The sequence below is a fragment of the Microbacterium sp. B19(2022) genome, from assembly GCF_012030385.1.
Taxonomy (GTDB): domain Bacteria; phylum Actinomycetota; class Actinomycetes; order Actinomycetales; family Microbacteriaceae; genus Microbacterium; species Microbacterium oxydans_B.
Genome location: NZ_JAAUVO010000009.1, coordinates 128,820 through 144,357 on the forward strand (window position 1 = coordinate 128,820; position 15,538 = coordinate 144,357).

Genomic DNA, 15,538 nt, shown 5'->3' on the forward strand with positions numbered 1-15,538 from the left:
ATGCGGCGCGCGAGGGGGCGCTCAGAGCTCGATGCCGTGGTCCTCGTCGTTGACGCCGGCGTTGTTGCCGCGGCGCGACTCGTAGCCGAGGAACCATCCCAGCCAGACGATCGCAGCGAGGAGCACACCGAGCCAGACGTTCTGGAAGATCAGCCCGACCACCACGCCGACGATCAGCAGGCCGACGGTGATGGAGATGCGTAGCGCTGTACGGGACATGGCCCCAGCATAGGCGGACGGAGTCAGCGGCCGCGATGGTCCTCGGGAGCGAGGCGAGGGCCGCGGCGCGGCTCCTGGACTCCACTGGCGAAGATGAGGCGGATGACGCGCTGCCGCTGACCGGCCCAGGGTTCGAGGAGCTCGAGCATCCCGTCGTCGTCGGTGCGCTTCCCGGTGAGCGCGTGCCCTACCTCGTGCGCCAGGTGGTAGTCGCCGACGCTGACGGCATCGGGGTCTCCCAGCGCGCGGATGCGGGTCTCTGCCGACGTCCAGACGCCGACGCCCGGCAGGCTGGTGAGCACGCGGTCGCGGTCGGCGCCGGTCGTCGCCGCGCTCACGGCACGGGCGATGCGGTCGCCGCGCTCGGCCGCGCGCACGATCGTGCGGGACTGCGGTGGCTCCACTCCCGCGCGGTGCCAGGCCCACGAGGGGATGCGGAACCACTGCGCAGCTGTCGGTGCGGCGAACATCGGTCGCGGCGTGGGGCCGGGTGCACGCTCGCCGAAGCGGGAGACGAGCCAGCGCCAGGCGCCGAAGGCCTGCATGCCGGTGACCTTCTGCTCGATGATCGCGCACGCGAGAGCGTCGAACACCTCGTCGGTGCGGGTGAGCCGGAGGCCGGGATGGCGGCGGGCCGACTCGGTGATGAGGGGATGCCGTGCGGCGTCGAAGTCGCCGGGATCGTCGTGTGCGCCGCAGAGTGCGGGGACGAGCGCGAGTGCTTGCTCGGCGCCGGGTCCCCAGGCCGAGGCCCTGACCTCGTCGCCCGACATGCGCAGGGCGAGCGTCGCGGGGCCGAGCGGAGTGCGCACGGCACGCCAGATGACGGCGCCGTCGATGACGGTCGTCGGATCGGTGCCGCCGCGACGCAGCATGCCGACGGTGCGCCGGAGATCGAGGGGGTGCGGCGGCCGGTAGACAGTGTCCCGGCGAGCATCCGCAGACGCGGCATCGGCCGCTGCAGGATGCTCGATCAGGGTCATGCGCCCACCCTACGCGCCGGTCCTGACACCGACCCCGGGTAACTCAGAAGCGGTCGGGCGAGGGGGTGCCGTGGCCGTAGCGGATGACGACGTCGGCGTGGCGGTCGAACCGGTAGCCGATGCCGCGCACGGTGCGGACGATGTCCTCGTAGCGGCCGAGCTTGGCACGAAGACGGCGGACGTGCACGTCGATCGTGCGCTCGCCGGGCGTCTCGTCGTCCTGTGCCTGCCAGAGCGCGGAGACCAGCTCGCTGCGCTCGATGGTGCGTCCCTCGCGGAGCACCAGGTACTGCAGCAGCTCGAACTCCTTGTAGGTGAAGGCCGCGGACTCTCCGTCGATGAGCACGCGCTTTCGGGAGATGTCGACGGTGACGCCGGTCTCCTCCTCCACGATCTCCTCTTCGGCGGCGGCCTTGGTGCGAGCGATCGCACCCGGCTCCTGCAGGGCGAGGCGGACGACGTCGAGGTCGCGGCCTCCGGAGCCATGGGGAGCGAGGGCGACTGTGGCGTGCGTCTCGGCGCCCGGTGCGAGCTCGGCGAGAGTGCGGCGCAGTGCGTCGACGAGGAGGGGGAGGCTCACTCCGGCTTCGGCCGCCTTGATCTCGTCGAGTCCGACGTAGAGGGCGAAGCCGCGGGGCGAGCGGACAGCGGGCAGATCGGCTCCGGCGGCGGCCAGGGGAGCAGCGGCGTCCGGCTGCGTGCGGATCGCGGCGGTGGTGGCGGGACGCTCGAGAAGTGCGGTGTTCGACATGATGATGAGTCCTCAGGACGTGAGCCCGGATCGAGCGGGGCTCTGATGCGTTGCATGAATGACCGGCGGAGCCGGGAAGCGAGCAAAGGGTGGATGCTCGGTGACTCTGACCTCGCAGATGGCGAGGCGTCAGGTCAGGCGGGGTGGCTGTTCGTTCAGCGACACATTCGGCAACACATGCCAACGCGACCGGGCATCATCATCCCGGCAGTCCTGTTCGCCTCCTGGGCGGACAAAGGGCTTGCGTTGGTGGTCATGGGGGGATTATGTCCGATCGTGACCGCTCATGTCAAAACGCCCGGGCGTCGGCGAGCGGGCGTAACGTTGTGCGGATGACGATCTCGCACACTGTCGGCGGCTTCATCCTGACCGACGAGAAGGACGCGTCGCGCTACACGCTCATGCGCGACGGAAAGCTCGTGAGCGTTCTCGACTACCGCGACGACGGACACACGATCGCTCTGACCAGGGCCTTCACGGTCCCGACTTTCCGCGGCAACGGCTACGCAGGGAAGGTCGTCGAGGGGGCCGTCGCCGACATCGAGGAGCGCGGAGACCGCAAGGTCGACGCTGTCTGCTGGTACGTCGCGGACTGGTTCGCAGCGAACCCCGAGCACGCCCCGCTGTTGCGCTCGCGCTGACTCGCCTGCTGTATGACGCCGTGTTACGGACGCCTGCTGCGAGGATGGGCCCATGAAACTCGCTGAGGCCCTCACCGCACGCGCCGATCTGCAGCGCCGCATCGAGCAGCTGCGTGCCCGCATCGTCGCGAACGCCCGCTACCAGGAGGGTGAGGAGCCGGCTGAGGATGCCGCGGCCCTCATCGTCGAAGCGGACGCCGCACTGACCCAGCTGCGCGACCTGATCCGTCGCATCAACGCGACCAACGCACGACTCGATCTCGGCGCGGACGGCACGATGACGGATGCGCTCGCCGCCCGCGATGTGCTGCGTCTGAGCCACTCCGTGCTGACGGATGCGGCCGCCGCGGCATCCGGATCGAACGACCAGTACCTGCGCCAGATGCGGTCGGAACTGCGGCAGGTCTCGGCGCTGCCGGTCGCGCAGCTGCGGTCGCGCGCCGACGCCGTCGCGCAGGAGCTGCGTGAGCTCGACAATCGGATCCAGCAGGCGAACTGGTCGAACGACCTCGAGGAGGAGAACGGAAGTCGGTAGTCACGACGAAGCGGGCACAACCCTCAGCCGGCGGGGCAAGCCGGCACCTGTTGGGCGGAGGGCAGCCCTGATATCGCATCGCGCAGCCCCGCACGCCGCACAGGTGAAGGTGCACAGCGCATCTCGCATCACCGCGTGCCGATCGTCGCGACGAGGGTGGGTCAGGGGACCTTCCGCTTCCTCCTCGAACATCATGCGATAGAATGGAGTTCTGCTCAGCCCCGTTGGCTGAGGTGGTCAGGCGCCGAGAGGCGTGCTGATCCGAGGCTCGAAACCTCCGGCATCCTCATCAGACACCGGAGGTTTTTCCATGTCTTCATCCCTGCGCGCCCATCCACATTCCCGGTGGTGGGCACTCATCGTCATCTCCCTCACTCAGCTCGTCGTGGTGCTCGACGGCACCATCGTGAGCATCGCGCTGCCGCGCGCACAGGCCGCTCTCGGTCTCACCGACGGGCAGCGGCAGTGGGTCGTCACGGCTTACGCCCTCGCGTTCGGTGCGCTCCTCCTCTTCGGCGGACGCCTCGCCGACTACATCGGCCGCAAGCGCATCTTCATGATCGGCATGATCGGATTCGGCGCGGCATCGCTGTACGGCGGATTCGCACAGCAGGGGTGGGAGCTCATCCTCGCGCGCGGACTCCAGGGCGTCTTCGCGGCGCTGCTCGCTCCGGCGGCGTTGGCGCTCTTGACGGTGTCGTTCCCCTCCGGCCGCGACCGCAACACCGCCTTCGCCGTGTTCGGTACCGTCGCCGGAACGGGGGCCGCGGTCGGCCTGCTGCTCGGCGGGCTGCTGACCGAGTTCGCCGACTGGCGCTGGTGCCTCTTCGTCAACCTCTTCTTCGTCGTGATCGGACTCATCGGCGGCGCTCTCTTCCTCACCGAGAGCAAGGCCGAAGGCGAGAACCGGTATGACGTCTGGGGCACCATCACGGTGACCCTCGGGCTCGGGGCACTCGTCTACGGGTTCAGCCTCGCCGAGCACGGCTGGGGCGATCCACTGACGATCACGTTCCTGGTGCTCGGTGTCGTCCTGCTCGCGGTCTTCGTCTGGATCGAGAGCCGGGTCGCGCAGCCGCTGCTGCCGTTGCGGATCGTGGCCGACCGCGTCCGGGGTGGGGCGTTCCTCATCCAGGGTGTCGCCGGCGCCATCATGATCGGCGCCACGATGTACCTCACGTTCCACCTGCAGTTCGTGCTCGGGATGGGGGCGTTCCCGGCGGGACTCGCCACGCTGCCCCTGCCGATCGCGACGATGATCATCGCACCGATCGCGACCCGGCTGCTGCCGGTGATCGGACCGCGGCCGATGCTCATCGTCGGACCGCTGCTCGCCGCGGCGGGGATGGTGTACCTCTCGGGGATCACGCCCGATGGCGCATATCTCCTGCAGGTCGCCCCTGCGCTGGTGGCGCTCGGTGTCGGCATGGCGTTCATCTTCATCCCGCTGCAGAACCTGGCGCTGTCGGGGGTGGCCCCGCACGACGCCGGTGTCGCATCGGCCATGGCGAACTCGGCGATGCAGATCGGCGGATCGATCGGTCTGTCGGTGTTCACCGCCGTGTACGCGGCTTCCGTGGGCGGTCATGCTCAGGCCGACGTCACGCCGTCGCAGTTGACCGACGCATACGGCTGGACCTTCATCGCCGCAGCGATCTTCATGGTCGCCGCCTCGGTGATCGCGGTCTTCCTGGTGCGCGGCACCAAGGACGAGCTGATGCCGGCGCAGGGCGAACGAGCCCTCGCCGCGCACTGATCCGTGGTCGCGGCATCCGCCCGGGCGCAGATCGCTTGATTCCCACCCCGGGAACGGATGCCGCGGCACGCCTCGGACGTAATGTCCGAGGGTGTTCGTACCGTGTGAGTATGCGAATCCTGCACACCTCCGACTGGCACATCGGCCGGACGTTCCATGGCAACTCGACCATGGACGCGCTGGCCGAGGTGCTCGGCGCGCTCACGGAGCAGGTTCGCGAGAACGCGGTCGACGTCGTCGTCGTCGCGGGCGACGTCTTCGACTCCGCCGCGCCGTCGGGCGCCTCCTACACGCTGCTCGGCGATGCTCTGGTGTCACTGCACGAGACCGGCGCCCGCGTCATCGTCACGAGCGGCAACCACGACTCGGCCGCGCGGCTCGGTTTCCAGGCGCGGCTGCTCCGCGACGGCATCCACGTGCTCACCGATCCGCTCGCGGTCGGCGTTCCGGTCACCATCGCCGATGCCGAGGGGCCGGTGCACTTCTTCGGCATCCCGTATCTCGAACCGGCGATCGTCCGTCAGCACTGGCCCGAGGGCGACAGTTCGGGGCGGCAGCTGCGCACGCAGGCGCAGACCATGGCCCATGCGATGGACCTGGTCCGCGCGGGCATGCGCGAGCACGCGGGGCGCTCGGTGGCGATCGCGCACTGCTTCGCGGCCGGCGTCGACGCGACCGTCGGGCTCGAGCGCGAGGTGCGCCAAGGCGGACTCGACGTCGTGCCGCTGAGCGTCTTCGACGGCCCCGATTACGTCGCGCTCGGGCACATCCACGGGCGCCAGCAGATCAGCGAGCGCGTCCGGTACGCAGGTGCCCCGCTGCACTACAGCTTCGGCGAGCAGGACAAGCCGCGCGGATCCTGGCTCGTCGACCTCGACGCCGACGGCCTCGCCGCGGTCGAGTGGCTCGACCTGCCGGTGCCGCGTCGGCTCGTCACGCTCACGGGCTCGCTCGAAGAGATCCTCGCAGCCGACAACGTCGCCGCGCACGCCGACGACTGGGTCTGCGCCATCTATACGGATGCGGTGCCGCAGTCCGAGCCGATGCGGCGTCTTCGAGAGAGCTATCCCCACTGCGCGATGGTGCAGCACCAGCCCGCCGCCGTCGCCGAGGTGGAGGAGACGTCCTACGTGCAGCGCCTGCGCTCCGCCGTCACCGACGCCGACCGCATCGAGGCGTTCCTCGAGCATGTGCGGGCAGGACACGGGCCCACCGAGGTCGAGCACGAGCTGATCCGCGCGGTGCTCGATGAGCGCGTGCGCGCGGAGGCACTCGTCTAGATGCGTCTCCATCGCCTGGAGGTCGAAGGGTTCGGTCCCTTCCGTTCGCGGCAGGTCGTCGACTTCGACGCGTTCGCCGACGACGGCATCTTTCTGATCGCCGGCCGGACGGGAGCGGGCAAGTCGAGCATCCTCGACGCCGTGTGCTTCGGACTCTACGGAGGCGTGCCGCGTTACGACGGCGGTGAGAAGCGATTGCGCAGTGATCACTGCGAGCCCGACGATCCGTCGGAGGTGGTCGTCGAGTTCAGCACGCCGGCCGGCCGCTTCCGCGTGACCCGCTCGCCCGAGTACCTGCGTCCCGCCAAACGTGGCGGCGGCATGACCAAGCAGGCCTCGGCCGTCGCCCTCGACGAGTGGACCGATGCCGGCTGGGTGGGTCGCGCCGCTCGAGCCGTCGATGTCGCAGGCGAGCTCGACGAGATCCTCCAGCTCAGCCGCGAGCAGTTCCTCCAGGTGATCCTCCTCGCGCAGAACCGATTCTCCGAGTTCCTGCTCGCGGGCAGCAGAGACCGCCAGGCACTGCTGCGGCGGCTGTTCGGCACACAGCGGTTCGAAGACGTGCAGGCACGGTTCGACGAGCGGCGCCGGGAGGCGGAACAGACGCTCGGCACTCGGCTCGCGACGGTGAACGCGCGTATCGACGAGGCCGAGCAGCTCGTGATCACGAGCGGGTTGTCCGGCGACTCCGAGGACGGGACTGCGCCGGCGGAGCGCCCGGCGACATCCGCGCCCTCGTCGGTCGAAGAGCGTCTCGAGGCACTGCGGCGCGCGAGGGCGCGGGCCGACTATCGGGCGGAGCGCCGCGCCTCGGAGCGGGCGGAGGCGGAGAAGCGTGCGGCCGATGCCGACGCGGCGCTCGCCACGGCTCGCGAAGAACAGCACGCCCAGCGGGAACGTGACCGCGCCCGGGCAGCTCTCGCGCGGCTGGATGCCGACGCGCCGTCGATCGATGCGGCCCGTGCAGAGCTCGCGGCCGCGCGCGCCGCCGAGGCGGTGCGGTCGACGATCGCTGCCGCAGCCCGAGCACAGACGGCGGTCACCGTCGCGGCCGAAGACGAGCAGCAGTCACGGGAAGTGTGGGAGGCATTCGAGCTCGCCGTCGACGGCGACCTCGAGGAGTGGGCGGCTGCACGCACCAGGGAGAGCGGTTCCTGGGAGCGCGCGCGGGAGCTCGAGGGGGAGGCGCCGGCGCTCGATGCCGAGCTGCAATCCGCCGAGGAGGCCGTGGCGGCGGCGACCGCACGCCTCGAGGCCGGAGAAGCCGAACGCGCCACTCTCCCCGCCGCGATCACCGCGCTGACAGCGGAACGCGACGAGAGACGCCGCCTGGCCGACCGGGTGGGCGATGCCCGAGCAGCCCAGGAAGAGGCAGACGCTCGACGAGCGGCGGCCCACGAGGCGGAGCGGCTGCAGCGAGCACAGGCCGCGACCGAGGTCGAGCTCACCGATGCCACGACCGTGCACGCCGCCGCGCAGACGGACCTTGCGCAGTTGCGGCAGCGTCGCATCGACGGGATGTCGGGCGAACTCGCCTCGAGCCTGCGTCCCGAGAATCCGTGTCCGGTCTGCGGCTCGCTCGAGCATCCGGCTCCGGCCACGCACGTCGACCCCGTGTCACCCGAAGACATCGCTGAGGCAGAGAAGGCCCGCGACGCCGCGGCGCACCGGGAGCGCGAGCTCTCCTCGGCGTCTTCGACCCTGCGAGCCGAACTCGCGGCTGTGACCGCCCGTGCCGACGGGCGGAGTGTCGATCAGGCCGAGACCGAGCACGAGGCGGCCGCCTCAGCGCATGCGCGCAGTCTGTCCGCCGTCGACGAACTGAAGACGCTCGACGTGCAACTGAGCGAACTCGTCGCCCGGGTCGCGCAGCTCGACGCCGAGAAGACCGAGGGCACGGCGGCGCTCGCTCAGGCGCGGGAGCAGCACGCTCTGCTGCAGCAGCGGAGCACCGAGGCCTGCGAGCTGATCGCCGCGGCGCGAGGAGTCTTCGACACGGTCGCCGAGCGTCTTGCCGACACGGCCGCGAAGATCTCTGCCGCCCGCGGGGTCGCTCAGGCGACCGCAGAACGTCTGCGGAGGACGCAGGCTCTCGCCGAGGCAGAGGCCGAGAGGGATGCGGCACTCGCCGACTCCACGTTCGACGATGTGGAGTCCGCCGAACGTGCCCTCCGCCCGGCGGCGACGCAGGAAGCTCTGGATGCGCGGATCGCTGAGCACGCCGTGCAGCGGGAGAAGGAACGGGCGATCCTGTTCGATCTGGAGCTGCGGACGCTGCCGGAGGAGCCGATCGACCTCACGCCCGTCGAACAGGCCTCGAAGGCCGCCCGAGCGATCTGGACCGACGCGGTCGACGCGGCGGCTCGAGCGGCGGGCACGGCCGAACGGCTGGCTGGTCTGATCGAATCCGCCGCCGCCGAGCACGCGCGCACCGCCACCGATGCCGCCGAGTTCGAGGTGCTGCAGAATCTCGCGGACACGATCGCCGGGCGAGGCGCCAACACCCGCAAGATGACGCTGGAGACGTTCGTCCTCGCGGCCGAGCTCGAAGAGATCGTCGAAGCGGCGAACCGGCGTCTGCACGACATGTCGACGGGCCGCTACCAGCTGCAGCACTCCGACGCGCTCGCGGCTCGAGGGGCAGCATCCGGGCTCGGGATCGTGGTCTCCGATGCCTTCACCGGCCAGACCAGGCCGCCGCAGTCGCTGTCGGGCGGCGAGACGTTCCTCACCTCACTCGCACTCGCACTCGGTCTCGCCGAGGTGGTCACTGCGCGGGCCGGCGGAATCCGCCTCGACACGCTGTTCATCGACGAGGGCTTCGGCTCCCTCGACGGCGACACGCTCGACGTCGCCATGCGCACGCTCGACGAACTGCGGCAGGGCGGCCGGACGGTCGGAGTCATCAGTCACGTCGAGGCCATGCAGGAACAGATCCCGGCGCAGCTCACCGTGCGAGCGCTGCCGAACGGTCCGAGCATCATCGAGGCCCGCTGAGCCCACGCGGAAGCCGATGGCCTCCGCCGGGTCAGACCCCGTACTCGGTGCGGATGAAGTCGCGCAGCTGCACGCTGCAGCGGGCGACCGCCTCGCGCCAGTCGGTCAGAGCGCCGTCCTCGGCCTGATCGGACACGGCACGGAACACGCGGATCGGCACGCCGAACTGTCCGGCGACCCAGATGTACGCGTAGGTCTCCATATCGACCAGTGCCGCTCCCGACGGACGGATCACGGCGGTGACCTCGGCATCCTCGACGAAGTGGTCGCCCGTCGCGATCAGCACGCCGTCGCGTCCGGTGGCGACCCGCGCCGGCAGCGAGACATGCTGGCCGGCGACACCGTCGAGGTCGGTGACGTCGTGCTGGAACGCGGTGCCGACCTCGTGGACGGTCGCTTCCAGGTCGGGATCGATCGCGCCCGCCGTGCCGACGACCACGATCTCGTCGTAGACGGTGGCGTCGAGCGCACGCGTCAGGGCGTACGTCGCCTGCAGCTTGCCCGGGCCGGTCACGAGACGGTCGAAGCCCTCGAGTTCCTCGGGGAAGGCGGACAGTTCGGATGCGAGCGCGGCGACGAGGAGTTTCACTGCCCCATTCTCTCAGGTCGTGACTGACAGGAACGTGCGAACGCCGCGGCGTCACCCCGACGTAACACGGAAGCGGGATACTGATTCGAGGAAACGAGCGGAGGATCACATGTCGTTGCAGCAGCAGATCTCTGAGGACCTCGGTGTCAGGTCCGAGGTCGACCCCGAAGCCGAGACCGAGCGTCGCATCGGTTTCCTCGCCGACTACCTGCGCACGACCGGAGCGAAGGGCTATGTGCTCGGGATCTCCGGCGGGCAGGACTCGACGCTGGCCGGTCGCCTCGCCCAACTCGCGGTCGAGCGGGTGCGGGCCGAGGGCGGCGAGGCGAAGTTCCTCGCCGTGCGTCTGCCCTACCGCGTGCAGCACGATGCCGACGATGCCCAGGCCGCACTCGCCTTCATCGCGCCCGATGCCTCGGTCGAGGTCAACATCCAGAACGGCGTCGATGGTGTCGAGGAGGACATCGAGTTCGCGGTCACGAGAGACATCAGCGACTTCAACCGCGGCAACATCAAGGCACGCGTCCGCATGGTCACGCAGTACGCGCTCGCAGGTCACGACGGACTCCTCGTGATCGGCACGGACCACGCCGCCGAGGCGGTCACCGGCTTCTACACGAAGTTCGGCGACGGCGCGGCCGACATCCTTCCGCTGTCCGGCCTCACCAAGCGTCAGGGGCGCTCGCTCCTGCAGTTCCTCGATGCGCCGGATCGGCTCGCATTCAAGGTGCCGACCGCCGATCTGCTCGACGGGCAGCCCGGTCGTGCCGATGAGGACGAGCTCGGTCTCACCTACGAGCAGATCGACGACTTCCTCGAGGGGCGCTCCGTCGATCCCGAGGTCGCCGGTCGCATCGAGGCGCGATACCTCGCCACGCAGCACAAGCGGCACCTCCCGGTGACCCCCGACGACACCTGGTGGCGCTGACCGCACGTTCGCATCTGCGGAGGCGCCGCTTCGCGTCGTGTCGGATGCCGCAGATAGTGTCGAAGCATCCGACAGAACGGGAGCATCGTGCGGATCGACACTCAGGCGCAGCGCGTCATCTGGAGCGCGAGCGACCTCAAGGCGGCCGCCGAATGCGAGTTCGCGTGGTGTCGGGCGATCGACGCGAAGCTGGGGCGGGTCCCTGCCGTCGAAGAGCCCGAAGACGCGACGCTGAAGCGGGCCGCCGAGCTCGGCGACGTGCACGAGCAGAACGTGCTCGCCCGGTACATCGATGAACTCGGCGATGCGAGTGTCCACCGCATCGAGAAGGTCTCGTCGGTTGATGCCGAGGCGCTGGCGGCCGCGATCGACGAGACGGTCGCGGCGCTGCGCTCCGATGCGCTCGTGGTGTTCCAGGCGGCTTTCTCCACCGACGAGTTCGTCGGATTCGCCGACTTCCTCCGCAAGGACGACGACGGCCGGTGGCGCGTTCAGGACTCCAAGCTCGCGCGCAAGGCGCGAGTCACTGCCCTCATGCAGCTCGCGGCATACGTCGACCAGCTCGACCGCCTCGGCATCCCCCGGTCCGACGAGGTCGACCTGATCCTCGGCGACGGCACGCTCAGCACCCATCAGGTGGATGATCTCCTTCCGCTCTTCCAGGTGCGGCGCGCTCGGCTGCGGGCGCTCATCGCCGACCGGCGCATCGCCGATGGGGCGGCGGGTGCGCCGCTCGCCTGGGGAGACGATCGCGGCGACCTGCAGATCGTGGCCTGCGGACGCTGCGCGACCTGCGAGGAACAGGTGCTGGCGCACCGGGACCTGCTGATGGTCGCGAGGATGCGCCCGGTGCAGCGTGCGCGACTGCGGGCGTCCGGGATCGAGACGATCGATGCCCTGGCGGAGGCATCGGGGCCGCCAGCGGGGATGAACATCGACTCGTTCGAGACGCTCCGCGACCAGGCACGACTGCAGTTGCGCGCCGATGCCGAGGGGCGGCCCACCTACGACGTGCACTACGCGCCGGCGATCCACACCCTCCCGCTGCCCAGCCACGGCGACATCTTCTTCGACTTCGAGGGCGACCCCCTCTACACGGAGCCGGCCGCCGACGGCGAGGGGCACTGGGGAATCGACTACCTCTTCGGGTGGGTCGACAACGCCGACCAGTACTCGGCCCTCTGGGCGCATACCTTCGCCGACGAGAAGCGCGCGCTCGAGACGTTCCTCGACTTCGTGAATGCGCGCAGGATCGCCCACCCCGGCATGCACATCTACCACTACGCGCCCTACGAGACCTCGCACCTGGTGGCGATGGCGGCACGGCATGGGGTGCGCGAGGGTGAGGTGGATCGGCTGCTCCGCGAGGGCGTGTTCGTCGACCTGTATCCGCTCGTGCTGCGGACGGTGCGCGTCGGTTCGCGCTCGTACTCGATCAAGAAGCTCGAGCCGTTGTACATGGGCGCCGACGTGCGAACCAGCGACGTGCAGAAGGGCGACGACTCGATCGTGCAGTACGTCGCGGCTCGTGAGCTCGCGGCTGCGGGGGAGCAGGCCGGGGCCGACGCGGTCCTGGCAGACCTCGCCGACTACAACCGCTACGACTGCGTGTCGACCAGGCGCCTGCGCAACTGGCTGATCGACATCGCGCGTAAAGAGGGTGTCACCCCGGCCCCGCCCGACGAGGCTGACGAGGTCATCTACGAGCCGTCGCCGCGCTCGGTCGCCCTCCTCGCAGATGCCGAGCGCGCCGTCGAGGCGGGTGGTGACGGGCTCGTTCATCGGCTCGCGGCCGCCGCGATCGACTACTTCCCGCGCGAGGCGAAGAGCTTCTGGGTGTCGCACTTCCAGCGGCTTCGCGAGCCGGTGACCATGTGGGACGGTACGCGCGATGTGGTGCGGGTCGACCGCCCGTCCTCGACCGTCCGTCGTGACTGGAGCATCGGTGAGGGGCGTCGGGTGATGTCTCGTGACGTCGAGATCCGTGGCGAGGTGTCGCCCGGCACGACGCTCGGCGCCGGGTCGCAGCCGTTCGCGCTCTACGGCGTTCCGGCGCCGTTCGACACCGAGGTCCCTTCGCGGGCGGTGCATGTGCCGCACACCGTCACGGTGGCGGAGGTGCTCGACGACGGCTACCTCATCACCGAGTCGGCGGTGCAGGGGCAGACCTGGGACGAGCTGCCGCTCGCCCTCACCCCGGCCGCACCGCCACGCGTCGTGTCCCTCCAGGGCGCGATCGACGAGTGGGCCGATGCGGTGCACACCGCGGCTCCGGGGTTCCCCGACGATGCGGCGACCGACATCCTCCGTCGGATCCCCCCGCGCACCGTATCGGGCGCGCCGCTGCCCGCCCCGGGCGATGACACGGTCGACGCGATCGTGACGGGGGTGCTCGACCTCGACCACAGTTATCTGGCGGTGCAGGGCCCTCCGGGAACGGGCAAGACCTACACCGGATCCCGGGTCATCGCACGCCTCGTGAACGAGCACGGCTTCAAGGTCGGCGTCGTCGCGCAGTCGCACGCGATCATCGAGACGCTCCTCGAGCGAGTGGTAGCCGACGGTGTCGCGCCGGCTCAGGTCGCCAAGGCCCCGAAGGACCCGAACGGGGAGCATTCCTACACGACCATCCCGAAGACGGGGATGGCGGCGTTCCTCTCCGAGCATGCCGGTGAGGGCGCCGTCGTGGGCGGGACGGCCTGGGACTTCAGCAACACCCAGCGCGTCGAGCGAGACGGCCTCGACCTGCTCGTGATCGACGAGGCGGGGCAGTTCTCGCTCGCCTCGACCATCGCGGTCGCCGCCGGGGCGAAGCGGCTCCTGCTCCTCGGCGATCCGCAGCAGCTTCCGCAGGTGAGTCAGGGAGCCCACCCCGAACCGGTCGATGCCTCCGCGCTCGGCTGGGTGATGGACGGCGACCCGGTCGTGCGGCCGGAGTACGGCTACTTCCTCGCGCGCTCCTGGCGCATGCATCCGTTCGTCGCGGCCCCGGTGTCGAAGCTCGCCTACGCGGGGCAGCTGGCGTCAGCCCCCGGCACCGAGCTGCGTTCGGTCCAGGGGATCGACCCCGGCCTGCACGTCGTGCCGCTGCGGCACCGCGGCAACTCGACGCAGTCGCCCGAGGAGGCGGCCGAGGTCGTCCGGCTGGTCCGCGACCTGGTCGGTCGCACCTTCACCGACAACGACGAGTCCCGGTCAGCCAGGCCGCTCGTGCCCACCGATATCATCGTGGTCACGCCGTACAACGCGCAGCGTCAGCTCGTGCTCGACGCGCTCGCGGCGGCCGGGTACCACGACGTCCCGGTCGGCACGGTCGACAACTTCCAAGGCAAGGAGGCGGTCGTCTCGATCACCTCGCTCGCGGCCTCGAGCGGTCGGGACGCCCCGCGGGGCCCGGAGTTCCTGCTGCTGCAGAACCGACTGAACGTCGCGATCTCCCGCGCGCAGGCCGTCGCCTATCTGATCCACTCGCCCGCACTGCTCGACGATCTTCCGTATACCCCGGAGGGGGTGGCCCGCCTCAGCGCCTTCGCGCGTCTGGTCGGTGCGGCGGACTGAGTACCGCGCGCTCGAGCGGCCTCTGCGGCCTCTGCGGCCCCGCGACCGCGCAGAACGACCGCGGCGCGGTGTGCAGAACAACGGCGGTGCGGAATGCCGCCGGCCGGGTCAGACCGTGCCGTAGAGCCGATCGCCGGCGTCGCCGAGCCCGGGCACGATGTACCCCTTCTCGTCGAGACGCTCGTCGAGTGCACCCAGGACGAGGGTCACATCGCGGTCGCCGGCCATGGCTTCGATCGCGGCCACGCCCTCCGGCGTACCCAGCAGGCAGATCGCGGTGACGTCCTTCGCGCCGCGGTCGAACAGGAACTGGATCGCCGCGGCGAGCGAACCGCCGGTGGCCAGCATCGGGTCGATCGCGAAGCACTGACGGTCGCTGAGATCGTCGGGGAGACGCTCGGCGTAGGTCGTCGGCTCGAACGTCGTCTCATCGCGGACCATGCCGAGGAACCCGACCTCGGCGGTCGGAAGCAGCTTGACGAGGCCCTCGAGCATGCCGAGGCCTGCGCGCAGGATCGGCACCACGATCGGTCGCGGCTCCGAGATCTTGACGCCCATCGTCGTGGTCACGGGGGTGGTGATCTCGATCGGGCTCACCTTCACGTTGCGGGTCGCCTCGTACGCGAGCAGCGTGACGAGCTCCTCCGTCAGCTGCCGGAACACCGGTGAGGGGGTGCGCACATCGCGCAGCACCGAGAGCTTGTGAGTGATGAGAGGGTGGTCGGCCACGTGAACGCGCATGGATACAGGGTAATGCGCCGCGCCTCCGGGAACGACATCGTGGCCCCCGACGGTGGCCGGTGGCTGTCGTAGGCTCGACGCATGACCGCTGCCGACGACCTCGCGATGGGGCGTGCGCTCGAGCTCGCTGCCGAGGCCGCTGCGGCGTCGGAGATCCCCGTCGGCGCTGTGATTCTGGATCCCGCCGGACGGCTCATCGCTGAGGGACGCAACACCCGCGAGGCCACGAACGATCCGACCGGGCATGCCGAGGTCGAGGCGCTGCGGCGGGCGGCGGCGTCCGTCGGCTCCTGGAATCTCGAGGGGCACACGCTGGTCGTGACCCTCGAGCCGTGCATCATGTGCGCCGGTGCGATCCTGCAGGCCCGCGTCGGTCGGGTGGTCTTCGGCGCGTGGGACGACAAGGCGGGCGCGGCCGGCTCCATGTACGACGTGCTGCGCGATCGGCGACTGCCCTATCGGGCCGAAGTGATCGGCGGCGTCGAGGCGGATGCGGCGACCGCACTGCTGCGGGCGTTCTTCGAGCAGCGGCGCTGATCGCCGAGGCGCACGCACGCGCG

At 70.1% G+C, this 15,538-nt stretch carries 13 protein-coding genes; 8 read left to right on the forward strand and 5 right to left on the reverse strand.

Features of this window, described 5'->3' with window-relative positions; genetic code table 11:
- Positions 1-21 precede the first annotated feature (21 nt).
- The 3 genes from HCX50_RS10275 to HCX50_RS10285 are packed head-to-tail and all read right to left on the reverse strand — an operon-like array spanning position 22 to position 1,953.
- The gene (locus HCX50_RS10275; protein WP_167634225.1) at positions 22-219 is read right to left on the reverse strand and encodes a hypothetical protein; all 198 of its coding nucleotides are present in this window, start codon (positions 217-219) and stop codon (positions 22-24) included.
- Between the two features lie 23 nt (positions 220-242).
- Positions 243-1,202: a DNA-3-methyladenine glycosylase family protein gene (locus HCX50_RS10280; protein ID WP_167634227.1), complete on the reverse strand. Its 960-nt coding sequence runs from the start codon at positions 1,200-1,202 to the stop codon at positions 243-245.
- Between the two features lie 43 nt (positions 1,203-1,245).
- Complete coding sequence (locus tag HCX50_RS10285) at positions 1,246-1,953, reverse strand: winged helix-turn-helix domain-containing protein (RefSeq protein WP_167634229.1); 708 nt, start codon at positions 1,951-1,953, stop codon at positions 1,246-1,248.
- Positions 1,954-2,285: 332 nt separating this feature from the next.
- Between HCX50_RS10285 and HCX50_RS10290 the strand changes: the two genes are divergently transcribed.
- From HCX50_RS10290 to HCX50_RS10310, 5 genes are all read left to right on the forward strand, one after another.
- Positions 2,286-2,594 (forward strand): GNAT family N-acetyltransferase, encoded by a 309-nt coding sequence (locus HCX50_RS10290; protein ID WP_029263834.1) that lies wholly within the window; start codon positions 2,286-2,288, stop codon positions 2,592-2,594.
- A gap of 52 nt (positions 2,595-2,646) precedes the next feature.
- Positions 2,647-3,129, forward strand: coding sequence for a DIP1984 family protein (locus HCX50_RS10295; protein WP_167634231.1), 483 nt, complete (start codon positions 2,647-2,649; stop codon positions 3,127-3,129).
- Between the two features lie 310 nt (positions 3,130-3,439).
- A complete protein-coding gene (locus HCX50_RS10300) occupies positions 3,440-4,885 on the forward strand; it encodes an MFS transporter (RefSeq protein WP_091035438.1) in 1,446 nt (481 codons plus the stop codon).
- Positions 4,886-4,995: 110 nt separating this feature from the next.
- A complete protein-coding gene (locus tag HCX50_RS10305; protein WP_167634233.1) occupies positions 4,996-6,165 on the forward strand; it encodes an exonuclease SbcCD subunit D in 1,170 nt (389 codons plus the stop codon).
- Positions 6,166-9,162 (forward strand): AAA family ATPase, encoded by a 2,997-nt coding sequence (locus HCX50_RS10310; protein ID WP_167634236.1) that lies wholly within the window; start codon positions 6,166-6,168, stop codon positions 9,160-9,162.
- Between the two features lie 31 nt (positions 9,163-9,193).
- Here HCX50_RS10310 and HCX50_RS10315 read toward each other — a convergent pair whose 3' ends face one another.
- A complete protein-coding gene (locus tag HCX50_RS10315; RefSeq protein WP_029263839.1) occupies positions 9,194-9,751 on the reverse strand; it encodes a phosphorylase family protein in 558 nt (185 codons plus the stop codon).
- A gap of 109 nt (positions 9,752-9,860) precedes the next feature.
- On the opposite strand from HCX50_RS10315, the gene nadE reads away from it, so the two are divergent.
- Positions 9,861-10,679: an ammonia-dependent NAD(+) synthetase gene (nadE, locus tag HCX50_RS10320; RefSeq protein WP_167634238.1), complete on the forward strand. Its 819-nt coding sequence runs from the start codon at positions 9,861-9,863 to the stop codon at positions 10,677-10,679.
- An 87-nt stretch (positions 10,680-10,766) separates the two neighbouring features.
- Positions 10,767-14,237: a TM0106 family RecB-like putative nuclease gene (locus tag HCX50_RS10325; protein WP_167634240.1), complete on the forward strand. Its 3,471-nt coding sequence runs from the start codon at positions 10,767-10,769 to the stop codon at positions 14,235-14,237.
- A 108-nt stretch (positions 14,238-14,345) separates the two neighbouring features.
- On the opposite strand, the gene upp is transcribed toward HCX50_RS10325, so the two are convergent.
- Positions 14,346-14,978 carry a uracil phosphoribosyltransferase gene (gene upp, locus HCX50_RS10330; protein ID WP_091035426.1) on the reverse strand — a complete coding sequence of 211 codons (633 nt, stop codon included), beginning with the start codon at positions 14,976-14,978 and terminating at the stop codon, positions 14,346-14,348.
- Positions 14,979-15,059: 81 nt separating this feature from the next.
- Here upp and HCX50_RS10335 point away from each other — a divergent pair, with 81 nt between their 5' ends.
- Entirely contained in the window at positions 15,060-15,515 is a 456-nt protein-coding gene (locus tag HCX50_RS10335) for a nucleoside deaminase (protein ID WP_091035424.1), read from the forward strand.
- Positions 15,516-15,538: the final 23 nt, after the last annotated feature.